This window comes from Massilia sp. Root351 (assembly GCF_001425045.1).
Lineage (GTDB): Bacteria > Pseudomonadota > Gammaproteobacteria > Burkholderiales > Burkholderiaceae_D > Rugamonas.
Window position 1 is genome coordinate 542,812 of sequence record NZ_LMDJ01000001.1, and the last position, 21,410, is coordinate 564,221.

Consider the following 21,410-nt stretch of genomic DNA (forward strand, 5'->3'; position numbering starts at 1 on the left):
GCGCCCATTTTACCTTATCCGGGCGCCGCTTCAGCGCGGCGGCAGCACCAGGCGCACAATGGCCGAGCCCGACGCCACGGCGAAACTGTTGGGACCGGTCGGCACGATGCTGCGGATCAGCGACAAATGGCCGGGCAACGCGCCCAGTTCGGTGCCCAGCTGCAGTTGCAGCGCGGGCGTGCCGGCCACCAGGGTCTGGCTGCCGTCGGGCGCCACGCGGAAGATGCCGCCGGCCTGCAGGTCGGTCCGGTAGCGGTTGCCGTCCGGCGCCGCGCCCAGGCCGGCGGGCAGGGCGGCCACGGTGCTGACCACGCCCTGCGGCGTGACCATGCGCACATTGGTGCCGGAGTTGTTCTTGAGCACGCGGTCTTCGAGGTAGACGTTGCCGGCGCTGTCGATGCCGGCCAGCACCGGAAGGCCGAAGCGCGCGGCGATCCCCGTGCCGTCGCGCTGCAGCGGCAGCGCGGTATTGCTGCCCGGGACGCCGGCGATCAGGGTGAAGCTGTTGCCGGCCTCGACGCGGTAGAGACCGCCGCCTTCGGCGCCGTCCAGCGGCGCCACCGTCACCAGCAGCTGGCTGGCCGGATTGACCGCCATGCCCGTCACGCGCACGCTGAGTTCGGCCGAGGCGTAGGTGCTGACCGCACCGGACGGCGTGGTCTTGCGGATCACCGCGGTGCGCGGCGCGCCGTCGGCCTGCTCCACCGAGTAGATGTTGCCGTTCGCGTCGGCCGCCAGCAGGCCGGGGTGCACGTAGCGCGCGGCCGCGCCCTGGCCGTCGACCGCCTGCAGCGTGTCGTCTTCCAGGCCGGCCAGCAGCACGGCCTTGCCGTCGGCGCCGATGCGGCTCACGCTGTGCCGGCCGGCCACCAGCACGGCGCCGTCGGCCAGCACGCGCATGTGCAGCGCGGCCGTCTTATAGCTGCCTTGCGGCGTGCCGACTGTATACAAGGGGGCCAGCGCGCCGCCGCCGAGTTTGCGGATCTGGTAGCTGGTCTGGTCGGCGGCGGCGAACAGCACCAGCACGTTGCCGGCGGCGTCGGCGCCGATCTGCGCGGGGCGCGCGCTGGCGCTGCCCAGCTGCACCGGTTCCAGCCGCGCCAGCGTGCTGACCTCGCCGGCCGGCGTGATGCGGCGCACCGCGGCCGAGGTGAGCGCGTACAGGTTGCCGTCGCGCCCGGCCGCCACCGCACCCAGGCCGGCGAAGCGGGCCGCCGCGCCGCTGCCGTCGACGTCGGCCGGCACGGCGCCGGTACCGTCGCTGCCGCCGGCCAGCAGCGTGGTGCTGCCGTCGGCCTTGAGCACGCTGATGCGGTCGTCGCCCACCAGGTAGAGCGCGCCGCCGCGGCCGGCCAGCGCGCTGGCCCGCGGCGGCATGCCCAGCCGGGTGCCGTAGCTGGCCAAGGTGGACACATGGCCGTCGGCGCCCAGTTTGCGGGTCCATCCGGTCCACGAGTCGACCGAGCTGGACACGAAGTGGCGGCTTGAGTCGTCGAGATAGATGCTGCCGTCGGCGGCCACGCTGAGGCCGGTCAGGTCTTCAAAGCGGGCCTGCGCCAGCGGGCCGTCGCCGAAGCCGCGCACGCCGTTGCTGAGCGTGCTCACGGCGCCGTCCGGCGTGATTTTGCGCAGCCGGCTGCTCTGCAGGCTGTAGTCGGCGAGGTAGACATTGCCGGCCGCGTCCGCGTCGATGCCGGCGATGCCGGAGAAGCGGGCCTCGCTGCCCAGGCCGTCGCGCGGCCAGTTGTTCTCGCCGCCGTTGCCGATGTTGCCGGCCACCAGGGTCAGGCCGGGGCGGGCCGGGTCCGGCGCCAGGCTCAGCGTGAGGGTCTTGTTCAGGCTGCCGCTGGTGGCGACGATGGTCACGGTGGCTGCCGCGTTGACGGCGGCGCTGGCCGGCGGGGTGTAGCTGACGCTGGCGCCGCTGGCCGCGCTCAGGGCGCCCGGGCTGCCGGCGGCCAGCGCCCAGGCCACCGTGCCGGAACCGTTCAGGCTGGCCGTCAGCTGCACCGGCGCGCCGCCGGCAGTGGCGCCGGTGGCCGACGCGCTGACGCTCAGTTCGGTGGCCGGGGCGATCACCGGCGGGGGCACCGGCGATGCGCCGCCGCCGCCGCCGCAGCCAGCCAGCGCGGCGGCCAGCGTGGCGGCAAGCAGCCGGGCGGCCAGGTGCGGGGCGGAGGGAGGGCGCGGCGGCGCGGCTGGCAAGGTATCGGGCGGCATATTGCTTCCTTTAGTCTGTGTATCAATGTCAAGAAACCGTTTTCCCGCAGATTGTCCGCCATTGCGCCCCTGGCAATGTGCGCACAATGTCACAACGGCGCCGGCAGGCAATATATTTGCTGTTTTTCGCAATGTTGCTTGGTATGATCTGTTCACAATGACGCTGGCCGCCGGCCACAATCCCAAGGAGAGACTGCATGAAACTGAATTCGTTCGGCAAGGTGGTGGCGGTGGCAGCATTGGCGGCGGCGTGCGGCGCGGCCCAGGCGCAGGAAGTGGTGCGGCTGGGTAACCTGAAGTTCGCCCACTACGGGGCGGTTTCCTATATCAAGGAGATCGCGCCCAAGTGCGGCATCAAGGTCGAGGAGCACATGTTCGCCAAGGGCCTGGACGTGATGCAGGCCATCATCGCCGGCGAGCTGGACGTGGGCACCACCGCGTCCGAGGCGGCCATCTCGGGCCGCGCCGGCGGCGCGCCCATCGTGGTGGTGGCCGGCTTCGCCAAGGGCGGCGCGCGGCTGGTGGGGCGGGCCGACCTGAAGCTCAAGTCGGTCAAGGATTTGAAAGGCAAGCGGGTGGGCGTGACGCGCGGCGGCATCCAGGAAGTGCTGCTGCTGGCCGAGCTGCAGCAGGCCGGGCTGACCGTGTCCGAGCAGCCCGGCAAGGACGTGCAGCTGGTGCTGCTGGCCTACGCCGATTTGAACCAGGCCCTGCTGGGCAAGAACATCGACGCCATGATGCAGTCCGAGCCGCAGTCCTCGCAGGCGCTCAACAAGGGCTTCGGCACGGAAATCCTGAAGCCCTACGACACGCCGATCGGCGAGCCGATCCGCACCATGGTGATGACGGAGAAATTCTACAAGGAGAAGCGGCCGCTGGCCGAGAAGTTCATGCGCTGCTTCGTCGAGGCCACCAAGACCTTCATCGACCAGCCGGCCGTGGCCGAGAAGTATGTGCGCGACGTGGTGTTCAAGGGCCAGATCAGCAGCGACGACTTCCAGGACGCGATCAGCAATTCGCCGTATTCCTACGACATCACGCCCGAGCACATCCAGATCACCACCGATGTCATGGTGAAAACCGGCGTGGGCAAGATGAGCAAGCCGCCGGTGGCCAGGGACTGGGTCAAGACCGACCTGCTGGACGCGGCCAAGAAAAGCCTGAACGTCAAATAAGGGGGCGCCATGGCACGACGCACGGGCAAATTCCTGGGCACGGTCGCCTGGCGCGAAGTGGGCGTGGGCCTGGTGGTGCCGGCCGCGGTGATCGCGGTGTGGCAGGCGGTGGCCATGCTGGGCTGGGTCAACCCGCAGGTGCTGCCGTCGCCGCTGGCGGTGGTGCAGAAGTGGATCGCCTACCTGCTGCCGCTGCAGCCCTACGCCGAGGGCAGCTGGCTGCGCTGGGCGCTGTCGGGCGAACTGATCCACGATTCGCTGGGCAGCTTGTACCGCGTGGTGGTGGGCTTCGTCATTGGCGCCGGCCTGGCACTGCCGCTCGGCCTGTCGATGGGGGCCAGCCCGCGCGTGTATGCGTGGATGAACCCGCTGGTCCAGCTGCTGCGCCCGATTCCGCCCATCGCCTACATCCCGCTGTCCATCCTGTGGTTCGGGCTGGGCAACCCGCCGGCCGTGTTCCTGATCGCGCTGGGCGCCTTTTTCCCGGTCTTGATGAACACCATCGCCGGCGTGCGCCAGGTCGACAGCATCTATATCCGGGCGGCGCGCAATCTGGGCGCCTCCGGCTCGACCATGTTCCTGCGCGTGATGCTGCCGGCCGCCGTGCCCTACATCCTGTCGGGCGTGCGCATCGGCATCGGCACCGCCTTCATCGTGGTCATCGTGTCGGAAATGATCGCCGTCAACAACGGCCTGGGCTTCCGCATCCTGGAGGCGCGCGAGTATTTCTGGTCCGACAAGATCATTGCCGGCATGATCACCATCGGCATGCTGGGCCTGGCGATCGACGTCGGCATGAACCGCCTCAACAACCACCTGCTGCGCTGGCACCGGGGACTGGAGCACTGATGGCACAGATACAGATTTCCAAGGTGAGCAAGGTGTTCAAGACCGCCGAGCGCGACGTGGTGGCGCTGCAGGACATCGAGCTGGCGATCCCGCAAGGCCAGTTCGTCTGCCTGCTGGGGCCGTCCGGCTGCGGCAAGTCGACCCTGCTCAACGCAGTGGCCGGCTTCGCGCCGCCGTCGTCCGGCCAGATCGTGGTGGATGGCAAGCCGGTCGAGGCGCCGGGGCCGGAGCGCGGCATGGTGTTCCAGGAGTATGCGCTGTTTCCGTGGATGACGGTGGCCGACAACGTCGCCTTCGGCCTGCAGATCAAGGGCTTGCCCAAGGCCGAGATCGACGCCACCGTGGCGCGGCTGCTCAAGATGCTGTCGCTGGGCGACTTCGGCAACCGCTTCCCCAAGGATTTGTCGGGCGGCATGCGCCAGCGCGTGGCCATTGCCCGCGTGCTGGCGCTCGATTCGCCCATCATGCTGATGGACGAGCCGTTCGGCGCACTGGACGCGCTGACGCGGCGCAACCTGCAGGACGAGCTGCTGCGCATCTGGTCCGAGCTGAAAAAGACCATCATCTTCGTCACCCACAGCATCGAGGAGGCCATCTACCTGGCCGACCGCATCGTGGTCATGACCTACCGGCCCGGCACCGTCAAGCGCGACCTGGCGGTGGACCTGCCGCGCGGGCGCGACCCGGCCGCGCCCGAGTTCAACGCCCTCAAGCGCGAACTGGGCCAGCTGGTGATGGAGGAACAGCAGCGCCACCACCACGACGAGCTGCGCATGGCGGCGGTCGATTAGCGGGCGGGCATGCGGCGCGCCCGCTTAGTGTAAACTTATCCCCATGCAGACTTATTTTCTGATCGCAGCCGCGTTGCTGTATATAGTGTGTGCCGTCCTGCCGCCGCGCCGGGCCGGCCTGATCTCGGCCGCCACGGCGGCGGCCTGGCTGCTGCACGGGGCCAGCCTGTGGCTGGCGGTGTCGGCGCCCGGTTCGCTGCGCATCGGCTTTGCCGCCATGCTGTCGTCGGCGCTGTGGATCTCGGTGGGCGCCTACTGGCTGGAAAACCGCAATTTCGCGCTGGACGGCTTGCGCCGCATCGTCATGCCGAACGCGGCGCTGGCGGTGCTGCTGCAGGCCGCCTTCCCCGGCGCGCTGGTGGCGCTGGACGGCAACGCCCGCATGCTGGGCTGGCACATCGCGGTGGCCACGCTGGCCTACAGCACCTTGACCATCGCCGCCTTCCACGCGGTGCTGATGGCGCTGCAGGAATCGCGCCTGCACACGCGCGGCCAGCGCGCCGGCTTCCTGTCGGCCGCGCTGGACCAGCTGCCGGCGCTGCTGACCATGGAAAAGCTGCTGTTCCGCCTGATCGCCTTCGGCTTCGTGCTGCTCAGCCTGACCGTGCTGTCGGGCATCGTATTCTCCGAGGAACTGTTCGGCAAGGCGCTCAAGTGGGACCACAAGTCGGTCTTCACCCTGCTGTCCTGGCTGCTGTTCGCGGCGCTGCTGGCGGGCCGCCACTTCCGCGGCTGGCGCGGCAAGACGGCGCTCAGTTTCACCCTGGCCGGTTTCGCCACTCTGCTGCTGGCCTATGTCGGCAGCCGTTTTGTCCTGGAAGTGGTTTTGCATCGAGGTATGGCATGACACGTATTTTGTTCTGGCTGGCGCTGATTTTCCTGGTGGTGGCGGCGATCCGCAGCAAGCTGCGCGCGGCCGCGCGCGCCCAGCAGATGCGCACCGACCCGCAGCAAGCGGCGCGCATGGCCGCCGCGCGCGCGGCCGCCGAAGCCGAGGCGCTGGCCCAGGAGCGGGCGCGCCAGGCCGGCTCGCCCCAGGCGCAGGCGCGCGCGCGCGCCGTGGCCGAGGCGGAAACCATGCTCAGCTGCGCGCACTGCGGGGTGTTCTTCCCGGCGTCCGAGGCGGTGCAGCGCGGCGGCCGCGATTTCTGCAGCCAGGCCCACGCCGAGCAGCCGGCGCCCTGACAGTGACGGCGCGCCTGCAAGCGCTGACGGCCGCGTCGCGCGACACCTTCTGGCGCTCGCTGCAAACCCTGAACGGCACCCGGGTGGTGATCGCGCTGGTGCTGCTGGCCTACCTGAGCGTCGATACGCGCGGCCTGCGCGGCGCCGGTTCGCTGATGTACGCCCAGGTGTGCGCGGCCTACCTGCTGCTGGCGCTGGGCTTCGCGGTGCTCACCAGCAAGGTGCGGCGCCGCTTCCTGGCCCAGCTGCTGCTGCAAATCGCCTGCGACCTGGCCCTGATTTCCCTGCTCTACCTGGGCGCCGGCGGCGCCCGCAGCGGCCTGGCCATCCTCTACCTGTTCCCGCTGGCCGGCCTGGCCATCCTGGCGCCGCTGGTGCTGGCGCTGTTCTCGGCCTCGCTGGTGGCGCTGTTCATGCTGGGCACGGCGCTATGGCAGACGGTGGTGCAGGACGCCGACAGCACCTTGCTGCAGTCCGGCCTGTTCGGCGCGGCCTTCCTGGCGGCGGTGCTGGTGGTCAACCGCATGGCGGCCAAGCTGATCGGCCAGGAAGAGCTGGCGGCGCGGCGCGGGGTGGAGATCGGCGTGCAGCAGGCGGTCAACCGGCTGGTGATGTCGCACATGAGCGACGGCATCGTGGTGGTCGACGCCGGCGGCCAGGTGGTGGCCGGCAACCCGGCCGCGCAGCAAATGCTGGGCCTGGCCGGCGACGCGCAGTTCGACCTGGCGTCGGCGCCGGCACTGGCGCCGCTGGCGCGCGCCTACCGCGACTGGCGCGCCGACCCGCTGCAGGCCACGGCGTTCCTGACCATCAAGCCCTACACCGACCCGGCGCTGCAGGACGTGACGGCGGCCTGGAGCGCGCGGCGCGAACTGGCCGCGCATTTGAAGGTGCGCTTCGCGCCGGTCGAGGCCGACGGCCTGGACGTGGAGCGCAGCGTGATCTTCCTGCAGGACGTGACGGCCATCGAAAACCAGGCGCAGGACTTGAAGCTGGCCTCGATGGGACGGCTCACGGCCAGTATCGCGCACGAGGTGCGCAACCCGCTGTCGGCCATCGGCCATGCCACCTCGCTGCTGAGCGAGGACCTGGCCGGGCCGGTGCACACGCGCTTGCTCAAGATCGTGGCCGACAACGTGGCGCGCGTGAACCGCATGGTGGAGGACATCCTGCAGCTGTCGCGCAAGGTGCAGCCGCACAGCGAGCCGCTGGCGCTGGCCGGCTTTCTCGCCGAGCTGGCCGCCGAGTTCCTGGACACGCACGCGCTGGCGCCGGGCATCGTGCGGCTGGAGGTGGGCGGCGGCGCGGCCACGGTGCGCTTCGACGCGCTGCACCTGCGCGAGGTGGTGCTCAACCTGCTCAACAACGCGGTGCGCTACGCGAGCGGCCGGCCGGGCAGCATCCGGGTGTTCGTGGTGGGCGGGCGCGGGCGCGGCGCGGGCCTGGAGCTGCACGTGCAGGACGACGGTCCCGGCATTTCGCCCGAGGTGCGGGCCCACCTGTTCGAACCGTTCTACACCACCTCCAGCAAGGGCACCGGGCTGGGGCTGTATCTGGCGCGCGAATTGTGCTTGAATAACGAGGCCATGCTGGACTATGAATACCGCTACGACCAGGGCGTGCAGGCCGACGGCAGCCGCCAGTCCAGCGGCCGTTTCGTGATCACGTTTGCCAGGCCGGGCGCCTGAACCACCTACTATATAGAGAAGGACACCCATGAGTGCTCCCCGCAATTCCCCGCGCGTGCTGGTCGTCGACGACGAAGCCGACCTGCGCGAGCTGCTGGAAATTACCCTGCTCAAGATGGGGCTGGACGTGGACAGTGCCGAAAACCTGGCGCAGGCGCGCGCCTATCTGGCGCAAGCCCAGGCCCAGGCGCAAGGGGAGGGCGCGGACGGCAAGGGCGCGGCGCCCTACGCGCTGGTGCTGACCGATATGCGCCTGCCCGACGGGCTGGGGCTGGAGCTGGTGCGCGAAGTGTCGGCCAGCTTCCGCAATACGCCGATCGCGGTGGTGACGGCCTACGGCAGCGCCGACAACGCGGTGGTGGCGCTTAAAGCGGGCGCCTTCGACTACATCAGCAAGCCGGTGGCACTGGACCAGCTGCGCGTGATGGTGCAGTCGGCGCTGCGGCTGAACGCACCGGCGGCCGGGGCGGCGGACGCGGCGCCGCGCGCGCCGAGCCGGCTCAAGGGCGACTCGGCCGTGATGCAGGCGCTGCGCGCGCAGATCGCGCGCCTGGCGCGCTCGATGGCGCCGATCGCCATCAACGGCGAGTCCGGCAGCGGCAAGGAGCTGGCCGCGCGCGAGATCCACGCGCAAAGCTCGCGCGCCGGCAAGCCCTTCATCGCCGTCAACTGCGGCGCGATTCCCGAGGCGCTGATGGAGGCCGAATTCTTCGGCTACCGCAAGGGCGCTTTCACCGGCGCGGCCGACGAGCGCGACGGGTTTTTCCAGGCCGCCAACGGCGGCACCCTGATGCTCGATGAGGTGGCCGACCTGCCGCTGGCCATGCAAGTCAAGCTGCTGCGCGCGATCCAGGAGCGGCGCGTGCGCAAGATCGGCGCCACCGCCGAGGAGGCCGTGGACGTGCGCATCATCAGCGCCACCCACAAGAACCTGGAGCAGCTGGTCGAGCGCGGCGCGTTCCGGCAGGACTTGTTTTACCGGCTTAACGTGATCGAGCTGAGTTTGCCGCCGCTGCGCGAGCGGGCCGACGACCTGGGCCTGCTGACCGACGCCATCCTGGCCCGGCTGGGCACTTTCGAGCAGCGCGTGGTGCTGGGGCCGGGCGTGCTGGAAGCGCTGCGCGGCTACGCCTTCCCCGGCAATGTGCGCGAGCTGGAGAATATCCTGGAGCGCGCGCTGGCCTTCGCCAACGACGGCGTGATCGAGGTGCGCGACCTGGCGCTCAAGGTGGGCAAGAGCCCGGATGCGCCGCCCGGCTACCTGCCGCCCCCGGCCGAGCTGCGCCACGACACCGGCGCGCCGCAGGGGCCGGGCACGCCGCAGGGCTACATGCACCTGCCCGCGCCGCCCGCACCCGCACCCGCCGCGTCCGCGCCGGCGCCCACACCGGCGCCGGCGGCTGGCGGCCTGCCCGCCGCCCCGGACGCGCTGCCGAGCAACCTGCCCGACTACCTGGCCCAGGTCGAGCGCGACATCATCATGCGCGCGCTGGCGCAGACCCAGTACAACCGTACCCAGGCCGCCAGCCTGCTGGGCATCAGCTTCCGCCAGCTGCGCTACCAGATGCAAAAGCTCAACATCCAGGAGCCGGAAGGGTAGGACCGTGCCGGGTAGACTATAATGCTGCCCCGCCGCCCGGTTCCGGCCAGGGTGCCGGCGGCTGGCGCAAGCGGCAATGTTGTGTTTTCGCCAGTGCAATATACGGCCGCGCCGGCCCGGCTGCCCAAGGATAAGGCAGCGCGAAACGGTGCGCCAAACGCGGCGTTAGTGCTTGCTATCCGGCTCCGGCCCGGGGCTTCGGGCGTCGCTAAATGTCAATAGAAAAATTGCCGTTTTTGCGCCAATTTTCCCTTGTCTTGCCCAGGCAGGCTAACTACAATTAGTGTCTAAATTTGGTCCGTTCACTAGATGTAGTACTAAATCTTGGCAATCGCTCAAAGATACTCTAGAGCAATTGACGAACTTTATTATCAAATCACGCTGGCAACACACTGCTATTTCGGGAGCTTAAATGCAATCAACTCAAGACATCACGAACCAAGTGGCGCCACAAGCGCCGGCATCGGCGGGCGCCGTCAGCGGCCTGGCCACGGCAGCCAGCGCGCTGGGCGATTACCGCATCATCCGCCGCAACGGCGCGGTGGTGGCGTTCGAACCGTCCAAGATCAATGTCGCCATGACCAAGGCTTTCCTGGCCGTGCACGGCGGCCAGAGCGCCGCCTCTGCCAGCGTACGTGAAATCGTCGAAGAGTTGACCAACAGCGTGGTGTCGGCGCTGGTGCGCCGCCAGCCGTCCGGCGGCACCTTCCATATTGAAGACGTGCAGGACCAGGTGGAACTGGCGCTGATGCGCTCGGGCCAGCACGACGTGGCGCGCGCCTATGTGCTGTACCGCGCCAAGCACATGGAAGAGCGCCGCGCCAAGAAGGACGCCGCCGGCACCGCCGCCGCCGCCGAGCCTGAACTGAGCGTGACCGAGAACGGCGTGCGCCGTCCGCTGGTGATGCAGGAAGTGCGCGACCTGATCAACGCAGCCTGCTCCGGCCTGGAAAAGCACGTGGACGCGGACGCCATCCTGGCCGAGACCGTGAAAAACCTGTACGACGGCGTTCCGGTCGAGGAACTGCACAAGTCCGCCATCCTGGCCGCCCGCGCGCTGATGGAAAAAGACCCGGCCTACTCGCAAGTGACGGCCCGCATCCTGCTGCACACCATCCGCAAGGAAGTGTTCGGCCATGAAGTGCCGCAAGCCAAGGCTGCCGCCGAGTACATTACCTATTTCCCGCAGTACATCGCCAAGGGCATCGAGAACGAGCTGCTGGACGCCGAGCTGGCCAAGTTCGACCTGGCCAAGCTGGCCAAGGCCCTGGTGGCCGACCGCGACCTGCAGTTCGGCTACATCGGCCTGCAGACCCTGTATGACCGCTACTTCCTGCACGTGCGCGAAGTGCGCATCGAGATGCCGCAGGCGTTCTACATGCGCGTGGCCATGGGCCTGTCGCTGCGCGAAGAGAACCGCGAAGCGCGCGCCATCGAGTTCTACAACCTGTTGTCGACCTTCGACTTCATGAGCTCGACGCCAACCCTGTTCAACTCGGGCACCCTGCGTTCGCAGTTGTCGTCGTGCTACCTGACCACCGTGTCGGACGACCTGGAAGGCATCTACGACGCCATCAAGGAAAACGCGCTGCTGGCCAAGTTCGCCGGCGGCCTGGGCAACGACTGGACCCCGGTGCGCGCGCTGGGCGCCCACATCAAGGGCACCAACGGCAAATCGCAAGGCGTGGTGCCGTTCCTGAAAGTGGTCAACGACACCGCCGTGGCGGTCAACCAGGGCGGCAAGCGCAAGGGCGCGGTGTGCGCCTACCTGGAAACCTGGCACATGGACATCGAGGAATTCCTCGACCTGCGCAAGAACACCGGCGACGACCGCCGCCGCACCCACGACATGAACACGGCCAACTGGATTCCCGACCTGTTCATGAAGCGCGTGATGGAAAAGGGCGAGTGGACCCTGTTCTCGCCGTCCGAAACGCCGGACCTGCACGACAAGGTGGGCAAAGCCTTCGAACTGGCCTACACCGGCTACGAAGCCAAGGCCGCCGCCGGCGAAATCCGCGTGTTCAAGAAGATCGCCGCGCTGGACCTGTGGCGCAAGATGCTGTCGATGCTGTTCGAAACCGGCCACCCATGGATCACCTTCAAGGATCCGTGCAACATCCGTTCGCCGCAGTCGCACGTGGGCGTGGTGCACTCGTCCAACCTGTGCACCGAGATCACCCTGAACACCGGCCCGGACGAAATCGCCGTCTGCAACCTGGGTTCGGTGAACCTGCCGGCCCATATGAAAGAGGGCAAGCTGGACCACGTGAAGCTGCAAAAGACCATCCGCACCGCGATGCGCATGCTCGACAACGTGATCGACATCAACTACTACGCCGTGGACAAGGCCCGCAACGCCAACATGCGCCACCGTCCGGTGGGCCTGGGCGTGATGGGCTTCCAGGACTGCCTGCACATGATGCGCGTGCCGTTCTCGTCGCAGGAATGCGTGAACTTCGCCGATACCTCGATGGAAGCGGTGTGCTACTACGCCTACCTGGCTTCGACCGAGCTGGCCGAAGAGCGCGGCCACTATGAATCGTACAAGGGTTCGCTGTGGGACCGCGGCATCTTGCCGCAGGACTCGATCGCGCTGCTGGCCGAAGAGCGCGGCGGCTACCTGGAGCAGGACCGCTCGGCGGCCATGGACTGGACCCCGGTGCGCGAGCGCATCAAGAAGTTCGGCATGCGCAACTCGAACTGCGTGGCGATCGCTCCGACCGCCACCATCTCGAACATCATCGGCGTGTCCGCTTGCATCGAGCCAACGTTCCAGAACCTGTACGTGAAGTCCAACCTGTCGGGCGAGTTCACCGAGATCAACTCCTACCTGGTGCGCGACCTGAAGGCGCGCGACCTGTGGGACGAGGTCATGATCGCCGACCTGAAGTACTTCGACGGTTCGCTGACCAAGATCGACCGCGTGCCGCAAGACCTGCGCGACATCTACGCCACCGCGTTTGAAGTCTCGCCGAGCTGGCTGGTGGAAGCGGCTTCCCGCCGCCAGAAGTGGATCGACCAGGCCCAGTCGCTGAACATCTACATGGCCGGCGCCTCGGGCAAGAAGCTGGACGAGACCTACAAGCTGGCCTGGCTGCGCGGCCTGAAGACCACCTACTACCTGCGCACCATCGCCGCCACCCACATGGAGAAATCGACCTCCAAGACCGGCGCGCTGAACGCGGTGGCCGTGGACGGCGGCATGTCGGCCAGCGCCATCGCCGCTGCGGCCCCTGCCGCTGCCGCCGCCGCGGCATCGGCCGCCGCCGTGGAAGACGGCGCCGCCTGCTACCTGCGTCCGGGTGACGATGGTTTCGAGGAATGCGAAGCCTGCCAGTAATACAATAGGAAGTTAGGAAGACCGCGCCCGATGGCGCGGTTCCGTCGTTAATTCAAGAAGGAAATATCATGCTGTCCTGGGACGAAGACACTGCGCCAGCCGCGCAACCCCAAGCACCACTCAACGCCGAAGGCACCGCCGAGCAGATCGCCCGCCGCGTGAACGCCGACGACAAGCGCGTCATCAACGGCCAGACCGACGTCAACCAGCTGGTGCCGTTCAAGTACAAATGGGCCTGGGACAAATACCTGGCCGGCTGCGCCAACCACTGGATGCCGCAGGAAGTAAACATGCAGCGCGACATCGAGCTGTGGAAGAACCCGAACGGCCTGTCCGAAGACGAGCGCCGCCTGGTGAAGCGCAACCTGGGCTTTTTCGTCACCGCCGACTCGCTGGCCGCCAACAACATCGTGCTGGGCACCTACCGCCACATCACGGCGCCGGAATGCCGCCAGTACCTGCTGCGCCAGGCCTTCGAGGAAGCCATCCACACCCACGCCTACCAGTACATCGTGGAGTCGCTGGGCCTGGACGAGCAGGAAATCTTCAACGCCTACAACGAAGTGAAGTCGATCCGCGACAAGGACGAGTTCCTGATTCCGTTCATCAACACGCTGACCGACCCGGCCTTCACCACCGGCACCGTGGAAAACGACCAGAAGCTGCTCAAGTCGCTGATCGTGTTCGCCTGCCTGATGGAAGGCCTGTTCTTCTACGTCGGCTTCACCCAGATCCTGGCGCTGGGCCGCCAGAACAAGATGATGGGCGCTGCCGAGCAGTACCAGTACATCCTGCGCGACGAATCGATGCATTGCAATTTCGGCATCGACCTGATCAACACCATCAAGATGGAAAATCCGCTGCTGTGGACGCCAGCTTTCAAGGAAGAGATCAAGGGCCTGTTCCTGAAGGCCGTGGAGCTGGAGTACGCCTACGCCGAGGACACCATGCCACGCGGCGTGCTGGGCCTGAACGCGGCCATGTTCAAGGGCTACCTGCGCTTCATCGCCAACCGCCGCGCCACCCAGATCGGCCTGGAAACGCTGTTCGACCAGCCTGAGAATCCATTCCCGTGGATGAGCGAGATGATCGACCTGAAGAAGGAACGCAACTTCTTCGAAACCCGCGTGACCGAATACCAGACCGGCGGCGCCCTGAACTGGGACTGATCCGTTTCTGCGTCACCAGGAACCCGGCCACGCGCCGGGTTTTTTTATGGGTGAGGGGTGAGCCCACGCAGCCCCTCTGCCTAACATGTCGAATTGGATGCTGCCGGACGAGTGATTCCAGATAATCCGGTGGCAAATTCAAGATGATGATCTAGAGTGATGGTGATAGCCGTTTGATTTGATTCAGAATTTTTCTGGTTTTTTAAGATAGCTGAATCGCCCATTTCAGATAATCATCATGCCGGAGTTCCGCCACGCCGACCTCAAGCTGCTGAATCCTTCCTTCGATTCGTCGCTGGTCGACGTGTTGACGGCTGGAGCAGCTGCGCCGCCTGCAGATCGTCGGCAGCACGCCAGCGCCGGTTTTTCTCCAGCTCAAGCAAATCTTCCACATGCTTGAGAGCCTGGGCTCGGCGCGCATCGAGGGCAACCACACCACGTTGGCAGACTATGTAGAGTCGGCCGTCGAAGGCCGCACGCAGGACAGCGACCAGCTGCGCGAGATATCTAATATAGAAGACGCCATGCAATATATAGAGCGGACCGTCGAACCAGGCGGCCCGATCAGCGAGCGCTTCGTGCGCGAGTTGCATAGCATGGCGGTGCTTGGTCTGACTAGAGAGGGCGACCGCAACCCCGGCGCCTATCGTAGCGAGCCGGTACGGATCGCCCAGTCCCGCCACCTGCCGCCGCCACCGCTCCAAGTGCCAGCCTATATGCAGGAACTGATCGCCTTTATCAACCACGGCGCACCGCCGAAATACGACCTCATCAAAGTGGCGACTGCCCATCACCGCTTCGCCTGGATACATCCCTTCGGCAACGGCAATGGCCGCGTGGTCCGCCTCCTGACCTATGCGCTGCTAATTAAGTACGGCTACAACGTGCGCGAAGGGGGCCGCGTGCTTAACCCGACCGCCGTGTTCTGCAACGACCGCGACCACTATTATGAGATGCTGGCCCTCGCCGACCTGGGCCACGACGCCGCACTGGAAGGCTGGTGCATCTACGTCCTGCAAGGCATCCTGGACGAGTTGCGCAAGGTCGACCGCCTCGCCGACTACAGCTACTTCCAGGAAAAAATCCTCGTCCCGGCGCTGGCCGTGTCGCGCGAGCGCGGTCTCATCACTGCGGACGAACACGCCGTGCTGCTGACCGTGATGAAGCTGAAGACCGCCAAGTCGGCCGACCTCGCCCCCAGTCTGCCTGCGCTCAGCGACGCGCAGCGCACCTACCAGCTCAGAAAGCTGGTGGATCGGAAGATGCTGCAGCCCATCCACGGGGGCGCGCGGCAGTACTCGCTGTCCTTCACTTCCAGCTATCTGCTGCGCGGCGTGGTCAAGGCGCTGGGCGAGCAGGGCTTCATCCCGCCGTCGCTGAACTAGCCGGCGGCGGCGATCGCCTCGACCTCTATCATCGCCTCCGGCGCGTACAGCGCCGCCACTTCCACGATGGTGTCGGCCGGGTAGGGCGGCGCGAACCACTGGCGCCGCAGCTCGACGATCTTGCCGAAGTGCCGCATCGACGTCAGGTAGATGGTCACCTTGATGACGCGCTGCAAGCTTGAGCCGCCGGCCAGCAGCACCCGCTCCAGGTTGCGGAAAGCCTGCGCGGCTTGCGCGTCGAAATCGTCCGCGCCGACGATGGCGCCGTCGTCGCCCACGCCGGCCTGGCCGGATATATAGAGCAGCCCGCCGGCGCGGATCGCCTGCGACAGCAGGTAGGGCGCGTACGGGTCGGGCGTGGTGTGGATCTGTTCAAGCTGCATGGCGAATCCTTTCAATGACTGAGTTAAAATGAATCGAAGCCCATTATGCGAACGCCGCTCCATGGCGGCAAACGATCATTCCTCATTCGATAGATGAGAAAAACTAAGCCATCGACAGCATGAGAAAACTGCCTGCCATCGGCGCCCTGCGCGTGTTCGAAGCGGCCGCGCGCCGCCTCAGCTTCAAGGACGCTGCCGAGGAGCTGAACGTCACGCCCACCGCCGTCAGCCACCAGATCAAGCACCTGGAGCAGGCCATCGGCGTGGCGCTGTTCGAGCGCGGTCCGCGCCGCGTCACCCTGACCGCCGCCGGGCGCCAGCTGTTCCCCACCTTGCGCGACGGCTTCGACAGCATCGAGCGCGCCATCGAGCAGCTGGTGCGCGCGCAGGGCGCGCAGGTGGCGCGGCTGTCGTCGACGGTGGCCTTCATGGCGCGCCGGCTGGCCACCCGCGCCGGCGCCTTCCGCGACGCTTACCCCGACTGGACGCTGCGCCTGGACGCCTCCAACGAACTGGTGGACCTCGACGCCGATGCCGACGCGGCCATCCGCTACGGCAGCGGCCTGTATCCCGGCCTGCTGGTCGAGCACTTGTTCGAGGACCGCTTCGCGCCCGTGTGCAGTCCGCTGCTCAACATCCGCAGCATGCGCGAGCTGCGCCGCGCCACCCTGATCCACTTCGAGTGGGGCGACGCGGTGCGCGGCGACGAGCGCGCGGTCGAGTGGCGCCAGTGGTTGTCGGCCGCCGGCGCGGCCGGCATCGACGCCGACACCGGCGTCTCCTTCAGCGAGGAACTGCACGCGGTGCAGGCGACCATCGCCGGCCAGGGCATCGGCTTGCTGAGTCTCACTTTGGTGGAGGAGGAGCTCGCGGCCGGCGTGCTGGTGCAGCCGTTCGAGTTGTCGCTCGAGAGCTTCCGCTACGACCTGGTGTACAGCGCGCGCGCGTCGGCGCGGCCGGCCACGACGGTGTTGCGCCATTGGGTGCGCGAGCACTTCGGCGCGCACTGACCGGCGCGCGCCGGCGCACCCAAAACCGCGCGCGTCCATACGCCAAAACTGCGCGTCGAAGTGCGCCTGCGCGCACAAGGCTTCCTTGCCCGCGCACCGAAAAAATGCGCGCGCACTTTTCGAATTCGCGCGCGCGCATCGGCGTGATCGGAGCGCCGAAAATCGCTGTGCAGTGTCTTCATTTGACGAACTAATGTGCGATAGCGCGCCTAACGTGCAAAAAAGAGTGCGAAAGTGAGTTGTGCCGGTTGCGCACCGACAAGGTTTTCGTGTACTTTACGAGATTGAATTTGCGTGATTTTTTTTGTGCGGTTTTTTGAACCGCGCGGCCCCGCAAAACGATCAACAAAATGGGATACGAACACGCACGAGTATGCACAAGACCACACCGTTTTTTCGATGACCGCCTTGCCTGAGAACGACTCAGGTCGGGCGGTTTTTTCTTCGAAAATCAAAACGCGATGTGGCTGCGATGGGGACGACCGGAGCTGAGCGCACGCCCGCGACCCGCGAACATCGCAACAAGATTTAGTGCGTCGGCCGTTCAAGTGAACGGCGACGCCAGGGCTGAAGCGCTGCAAACGTGAGGAGTTGCAGCAGTTCAGCTGGTGCCGAATTCATTAGCGCAAACCGTCGTTTGCGCCGATGAATAATTCGCCTGGCCAGGGGGCCGGACGGGTTTAAATCTTGTGCGTAATTCTCATCTCTAGATGAAGGAGAGACCAAAATGGCTACAGCAAAAGCAAAGAAAGAAGTAAAGAAACCAGCGGCTAAACCAGCCGCTGCCGCCAAACCAGCCGCTAAGAAGGCCGCCGCCAAGCCGGCAGCCAAGCCAGCGGTGAAAGCTGCCGCTAAACCGGCTGCTAAACCAGCAGCGAAGAAAGCCGCCGCGAAACCGGCAGCCAAGCCAGCCGCTAAGGCAGCAGCCAAGCCGGCAGCGAAACCAGCAGCCAAGAAAGCCGCAGCCAAGCCGGTAGCGAAGAAAGCCGCAGCGAAGCCAGTAGCGAAAAAAGCTGCAGCCAAGCCAGCAGCCAAGCCAGCAGCGAAAGCAGCAGTCAAGCCGGTAGCGAAGAAAGCCGCCGCTAAGCCAGCCGCCAAACCAGCGGCGAAGAAAGCCGCAGCTAAGCCAGCAGCTAAGCCAGTTGCCAAGAAAGCCGCTGCTAAGCCAGCAGCCAAGCCAGCAGCGAAGAAGGCCGCCGCCAAGCCAGCCGCTAAACCAGCTGCGAAAAAAGCCGCTGCCAAACCAGCTGCCAAGAAAGCTGCTGCCAAACCGGCCGCCAAAGCTGCCGCTAAACCAGCTGCCAAGAAAACTGCCGCCAAGCCTGCAGCTAAACCGGCTGCGAAAAAAGCTGCCGCGAAACCTGCAGCCAAGCCGGCCGCCAAAGCTGCTGCTAAACCAGCCGCCAAGCCAGCCGCGAAACCTGCAGCCAAGCCGGCCGCTAAAGCCGCTGCCAAGCCTGCCGCCAAGCCTGCGGCCAAAGCAGCAGCCAAGCCTGCGGCGAAAGGCGTCGCCAAGCCAGCAGCAAAAAAGGCCGTTAAGGCAGCTGCCAAGCCGGCAGCTGCCAAGCCAGTAGCCGCGCCTGCTGCTCCCGCAGCAGCGCCGGCCGCTGCTGCCGCGCCGGCCGCACCCGCTCCAGTAGCCGCCAAACCGGCAGCGAAAAAGCCGGCCGCGCCGAAAGCCGCTGCGCCTAAGAAGGAAGCCGCCAAGCCTGCAGCACCTGCTGCTGCCGCCGCTCCTGCTGCCGCGCCAGCCGCCAAGACCGTGCCAACCCCGGCGGCCGCATGGCCGTTCCCGACCAGCACTCGTCCATCCTGAGCTGAGTCGTCGCTAGCCTTATGAGGCGAGGCCGCTGTGTGAGACAATCACACAGCGGTTTTTTTATGGAGGGAGCCCGTGCTTAGTATCGTCATGCTGATAGTGGACACCATCGCCGGTTTGCTTGGCGCTGTCCTGTTGTTGCGCTTCTGGATGCAAGCCATCCGCGTGCGTCCGCCGTCGTCGGTGGCCCAGTTCACCTTCCAGCTGTCGGACTGGCTGGTGCGCCCGCTGCGCCGCGTGGTGCCGGGGGTGGGCGGCTTCGATTGGGCCAGCCTGATCGGCGCCTTCCTGATCGTTTTCCTGGCCACCTCGGTGCTGTTCTTCGTCGGCGCGCCGTGGCAGACCGTGCTGCTGGCCGCGCTGCACCGCTTCCTGCAATGGATACTGTACGGCTTCATGGCCATGCTGGTGATTGAGGCGATCTTCAGCTGGGTCAACCCGCACGCGCCGCTGGCGCCCTTCATCCGGGCCCTCAACGAGCCGCTGCTGCGTCCTCTGCGCAAGGTGGTGCCGCTGGTGGGTAACCTGGACCTGTCGCTGCTGGTGGCCCTGATCCTGCTGCAGATCGCGCAGCTGGTGCTAGGCATGCTGTTCGGCCGCTAGACAAAAAAAGGGGACGCCGCGGCGTCCCCTTCTTCATTGCGCCGCCGGCGCGTCAATTTCACTCGTAACGGTAGCCGAAGGCCGCTTCGAAGCGGTCGGCAATCTGCTGCTTCGTCAGCACGTGGTTCTGCGCGCCCTTGTGGGCGATCTTGATCGCGCCCAGCAGGCTGGCCAGGCGGCCGGTGGTTTCCCAGTTCAGGTCGTGCGTGATGCCGTACAGCAGGCCGGCGCGGTAAGCGTCGCCGCAGCCGGTCGGGTCCAGCACCGCTTCGGCCGTCACGGCCGGGATGACGATGCGCTGGCCGCCGGTGTAGATTTCCGAACCCTGCTCTCCGCGCGTGACGATCAGCGCCTCCAGGCGGGATGCGATGTCTTGCAGGGTCAGGCCGGTCTTCGACATCAGCAGCTCGATCTCGTAATCGTTGCAGGTCACATAGGTGGCCTTGTCGATGAAGGCGATCAGCTGCTCGCCGTTGAACATCGGCATCTGCTGGCCCGGGTCGAACATGAAGGGAATGCCCAGCGCGGCCAGGTCGTCGGCGTGCTTGAGCATGCCCAGGTGGCCGTCCGGCGAAATGATGGCCACGCGCGCCGCGCCGGCGTTGGCCACCGGGTTCTCGTGCGCGAACGACATCGCACCCGGGTGGAAGGCGTTGATCTGGTTGTTCTCGCTGTCGGCGGTGACGAAGCACTGCGCCGTGTACGCGTCGCCCTTGACCAGGATGTTGGCCGTCGAGATGCCCAGCTTCTGCAGGCGCGCCAGGTAGGGGCCGCTGTCCTGGCCCATCACGCCGACGATGCGGCCGTCGCCGCCCAGCAGTTTCAGGTTGTAGGCGATGTTGCCGGAGCAGCCGCCGAATTCGGTGCGCATGGTCGGCACCAGGAAGGACACGTTCACCTTGTGCAGCTGGTCGGCCAGCAGGCTGTCGGCGAAGCGGCCCTCATGCTGCATGATGAAGTCGATGGCGAGCGATCCGCAGATCAGGGAAGTCTGGTTCATCTGATTTTTCTCCGTGAAACCCCGTCCTTCAGGACGGGGAGTGAAAGGAGCCGACGGCGAAGCCATCGAACTCGCATGATGAGTACGGAACCAAATTCGGCTCCGCAGGTCAAACCAATATGAATCTGGTCTACCGTTATCGTGTGAAGTCCTTGACCGGCTTGCTGAACCAGCAGGCGCGGGCAGTCAACTTCGTGTGGAACTACTGCAACGACAGGCAGAAGGATGCGTTGCGCTTTAACCGGCCCTGGCATAGCGGTTTTGATCTGATTAGGCTGACCACCGGCTGCAGCAAGGAACTGAAGCTGCATTCGGGAACGGTGAACGACGTGTGCCAGCAGTATGCAAAATCGCGCAGCCAGTCTCGCCGCCCCTATCTGCGCTACCGTGGCCGGAAGTCGTTGGGCTGGGTGCCGCTCAAAGGGCGCGAACTGAAGCGGGAGGGTAATGCCTTCCGTTTTGCAGGCAATACCTTTCGCGTATTTTACTCGAGGCCGTTGCCCGAAGGGAAGATCCTCGATGGCACCAATTTTTCGCGCGACCTGCTTGGCAATTGGTTTCTGAACATCGTGCTCGACGTAGCGGAGCCGCCTGCCCGGATGCCGGTACGCGGCGTCGGCATCGACCTTGGCTTGATGGATCTGGCTACGCTGTCCGATGGCGAAAAAATCGCCGCGCCGCAGATATACCGCGAGGCTGAGGCGGCGCTGGCGGTGGCGCAGCGCGCGCGCAAAACGCGGCGGGTCAAGGCCATCCATGCCAGGATTGCCAACCGCCGGCGCGATTTTCTGCACAAGCTTTCCACCCGCATGGTGCGCGCTTGCGACTACATCGTGGTTGGCAATGTCCATGCCGCCGCCCTCGCCAGAACCAGCATGGCGAAGTCGGTTCTTGATGCAGGCTGGTCGTCCTTTCGCAATCAACTGGCGTACAAGGCTGTTAAGCATGGCGCCTGGTTCGAGGAAGTGGACGAACGTTTGACCACCCATATCTGTTCGACTTGTGAAAAGCCATTCCAGACCCTCGCGCCAAGGCGGGGACCGAAAGGTATCGCAGACCTTGGAGTAAGAGAATGGCGGTGCGGGGATTGCGGTGCTGAACATGATCGAGACCTCAATGCTGCGTTAAACATTCTCCGTCGCGGACGTGCGACGCTGTCTGCAGGAATCTCCCTCCTTTAGGGCCGAGAG

Annotated in this window: 17 protein-coding genes; 13 read left to right on the forward strand and 4 right to left on the reverse strand. The window is 66.1% G+C overall.

From position 1 onward, the window contains the following. Positions 1 to 30 precede the first annotated feature (30 nt). Positions 31 to 2,220 carry a hypothetical protein gene (locus ASD15_RS02435; protein ID WP_057153137.1) on the reverse strand — a complete coding sequence of 730 codons (2,190 nt, stop codon included), beginning with the start codon at positions 2,218 to 2,220 and terminating at the stop codon, positions 31 to 33. Between the two features lie 197 nt (positions 2,221 to 2,417). Between ASD15_RS02435 and ASD15_RS02440 the strand changes: the two genes are divergently transcribed. The 10 genes from ASD15_RS02440 (at position 2,418) to ASD15_RS02485 (ending at position 15,405) form a co-directional block, all read left to right on the forward strand. Then, positions 2,418 to 3,395, forward strand: coding sequence for an ABC transporter substrate-binding protein (locus ASD15_RS02440; protein ID WP_057153138.1), 978 nt, complete (start codon positions 2,418 to 2,420; stop codon positions 3,393 to 3,395). A gap of 9 nt (positions 3,396 to 3,404) precedes the next feature. Beyond that, complete coding sequence (locus ASD15_RS02445; RefSeq protein WP_057153139.1) at positions 3,405 to 4,244, forward strand: ABC transporter permease; 840 nt, start codon at positions 3,405 to 3,407, stop codon at positions 4,242 to 4,244. After that, on the forward strand, positions 4,244 to 5,035 hold the full coding sequence (locus tag ASD15_RS02450) for an ABC transporter ATP-binding protein (RefSeq protein WP_057153140.1): 792 nt from the start codon (positions 4,244 to 4,246) through the stop codon (positions 5,033 to 5,035). Before ASD15_RS02445 ends, ASD15_RS02450 begins: the two co-directional genes overlap by 1 nt. A 43-nt stretch (positions 5,036 to 5,078) precedes the next feature. Continuing rightward, positions 5,079 to 5,882: an inner membrane protein YpjD gene (locus ASD15_RS02455; protein WP_057153141.1), complete on the forward strand. Its 804-nt coding sequence runs from the start codon at positions 5,079 to 5,081 to the stop codon at positions 5,880 to 5,882. Continuing rightward, complete coding sequence (locus tag ASD15_RS02460) at positions 5,879 to 6,220, forward strand: PP0621 family protein (protein WP_057153142.1); 342 nt, start codon at positions 5,879 to 5,881, stop codon at positions 6,218 to 6,220. Before ASD15_RS02455 ends, ASD15_RS02460 begins: the two co-directional genes overlap by 4 nt. A gap of 2 nt (positions 6,221 to 6,222) precedes the next feature. Continuing rightward, positions 6,223 to 7,908, forward strand: a complete 1,686-nt coding sequence (locus tag ASD15_RS02465; RefSeq protein ID WP_057153143.1) for a PAS domain-containing sensor histidine kinase — start codon at positions 6,223 to 6,225, stop codon at positions 7,906 to 7,908. A 28-nt stretch (positions 7,909 to 7,936) separates the two neighbouring features. Further along, the gene (locus ASD15_RS02470) at positions 7,937 to 9,508 is read left to right on the forward strand and encodes a sigma-54 dependent transcriptional regulator (protein ID WP_057153144.1); all 1,572 of its coding nucleotides are present in this window, start codon (positions 7,937 to 7,939) and stop codon (positions 9,506 to 9,508) included. A 412-nt stretch (positions 9,509 to 9,920) separates the two neighbouring features. After that, positions 9,921 to 12,851: a ribonucleoside-diphosphate reductase subunit alpha gene (locus tag ASD15_RS02475; protein WP_057153145.1), complete on the forward strand. Its 2,931-nt coding sequence runs from the start codon at positions 9,921 to 9,923 to the stop codon at positions 12,849 to 12,851. A gap of 68 nt (positions 12,852 to 12,919) precedes the next feature. After that, positions 12,920 to 14,020, forward strand: a complete 1,101-nt coding sequence (locus ASD15_RS02480) for a ribonucleotide-diphosphate reductase subunit beta (RefSeq protein ID WP_200953902.1) — start codon at positions 12,920 to 12,922, stop codon at positions 14,018 to 14,020. Positions 14,021 to 14,412: 392 nt separating this feature from the next. Further along, positions 14,413 to 15,405, forward strand: coding sequence for a Fic family protein (locus tag ASD15_RS02485; RefSeq protein WP_229418034.1), 993 nt, complete (start codon positions 14,413 to 14,415; stop codon positions 15,403 to 15,405). Here the strand turns inward: ASD15_RS02485 and ASD15_RS02490 are convergent. After that, the gene (locus ASD15_RS02490; protein WP_057153147.1) at positions 15,402 to 15,788 is read right to left on the reverse strand and encodes a RidA family protein; all 387 of its coding nucleotides are present in this window, start codon (positions 15,786 to 15,788) and stop codon (positions 15,402 to 15,404) included. The genes ASD15_RS02485 and ASD15_RS02490 overlap by 4 nt on opposite strands. 119 nt (positions 15,789 to 15,907) lie before the next feature. On the opposite strand from ASD15_RS02490, the gene ASD15_RS02495 reads away from it, so the two are divergent. Then, positions 15,908 to 16,798: a LysR substrate-binding domain-containing protein gene (locus tag ASD15_RS02495; protein WP_057153148.1), complete on the forward strand. Its 891-nt coding sequence runs from the start codon at positions 15,908 to 15,910 to the stop codon at positions 16,796 to 16,798. Positions 16,799 to 17,326: 528 nt separating this feature from the next. Here ASD15_RS02495 and ASD15_RS32850 read toward each other — a convergent pair. Next, complete coding sequence (locus tag ASD15_RS32850) at positions 17,327 to 18,349, reverse strand: hypothetical protein (protein ID WP_200953903.1); 1,023 nt, start codon at positions 18,347 to 18,349, stop codon at positions 17,327 to 17,329. A 358-nt stretch (positions 18,350 to 18,707) separates the two neighbouring features. Here ASD15_RS32850 and ASD15_RS02500 point away from each other — a divergent pair, with 358 nt between their 5' ends. Then, the gene (locus ASD15_RS02500; protein WP_057153149.1) at positions 18,708 to 19,220 is read left to right on the forward strand and encodes a YggT family protein; all 513 of its coding nucleotides are present in this window, start codon (positions 18,708 to 18,710) and stop codon (positions 19,218 to 19,220) included. A 58-nt stretch (positions 19,221 to 19,278) separates the two neighbouring features. Here the strand turns inward: ASD15_RS02500 and ASD15_RS02505 are convergent, their stop codons facing one another. After that, positions 19,279 to 20,220, reverse strand: coding sequence for a carbohydrate kinase family protein (locus tag ASD15_RS02505; RefSeq protein ID WP_057153150.1), 942 nt, complete (start codon positions 20,218 to 20,220; stop codon positions 19,279 to 19,281). 119 nt (positions 20,221 to 20,339) lie between these two features. On the opposite strand from ASD15_RS02505, the gene ASD15_RS02510 reads away from it, so the two are divergent. Beyond that, positions 20,340 to 21,401 carry an RNA-guided endonuclease TnpB family protein gene (locus tag ASD15_RS02510; protein ID WP_057153151.1) on the forward strand — a complete coding sequence of 354 codons (1,062 nt, stop codon included), beginning with the start codon at positions 20,340 to 20,342 and terminating at the stop codon, positions 21,399 to 21,401. Positions 21,402 to 21,410 lie beyond the last annotated feature (9 nt).

Coding starts and splice junctions, on each gene's coding strand:
- ASD15_RS02505 (WP_057153150.1), bottom strand. CDS start 20,220: ATGAACCAGACTTCCCTGATCTGCGGATCGCTCGCCATCGACTTCATC.
- ASD15_RS02500 (WP_057153149.1), top strand. CDS start 18,708: ATGCTGATAGTGGACACCATCGCCGGTTTGCTTGGCGCTGTCCTGTTG.
- ASD15_RS02490 (WP_057153147.1), bottom strand. CDS start 15,788: ATGCAGCTTGAACAGATCCACACCACGCCCGACCCGTACGCGCCCTAC.
- ASD15_RS02440 (WP_057153138.1), top strand. CDS start 2,418: ATGAAACTGAATTCGTTCGGCAAGGTGGTGGCGGTGGCAGCATTGGCG.
- ASD15_RS02455 (WP_057153141.1), top strand. CDS start 5,079: ATGCAGACTTATTTTCTGATCGCAGCCGCGTTGCTGTATATAGTGTGT.
- ASD15_RS02480 (WP_200953902.1), top strand. CDS start 12,920: ATGCTGTCCTGGGACGAAGACACTGCGCCAGCCGCGCAACCCCAAGCA.
- ASD15_RS02495 (WP_057153148.1), top strand. CDS start 15,908: ATGAGAAAACTGCCTGCCATCGGCGCCCTGCGCGTGTTCGAAGCGGCC.
- ASD15_RS02450 (WP_057153140.1), top strand. CDS start 4,244: ATGGCACAGATACAGATTTCCAAGGTGAGCAAGGTGTTCAAGACCGCC.
- ASD15_RS02475 (WP_057153145.1), top strand. CDS start 9,921: ATGCAATCAACTCAAGACATCACGAACCAAGTGGCGCCACAAGCGCCG.
- ASD15_RS02435 (WP_057153137.1), bottom strand. CDS start 2,220: ATGCCGCCCGATACCTTGCCAGCCGCGCCGCCGCGCCCTCCCTCCGCC.
- ASD15_RS02470 (WP_057153144.1), top strand. CDS start 7,937: ATGAGTGCTCCCCGCAATTCCCCGCGCGTGCTGGTCGTCGACGACGAA.
- ASD15_RS02485 (WP_229418034.1), top strand. CDS start 14,413: ATGCTTGAGAGCCTGGGCTCGGCGCGCATCGAGGGCAACCACACCACG.
- ASD15_RS02460 (WP_057153142.1), top strand. CDS start 5,879: ATGACACGTATTTTGTTCTGGCTGGCGCTGATTTTCCTGGTGGTGGCG.
- ASD15_RS02510 (WP_057153151.1), top strand. CDS start 20,340: ATGAATCTGGTCTACCGTTATCGTGTGAAGTCCTTGACCGGCTTGCTG.
- ASD15_RS02445 (WP_057153139.1), top strand. CDS start 3,405: ATGGCACGACGCACGGGCAAATTCCTGGGCACGGTCGCCTGGCGCGAA.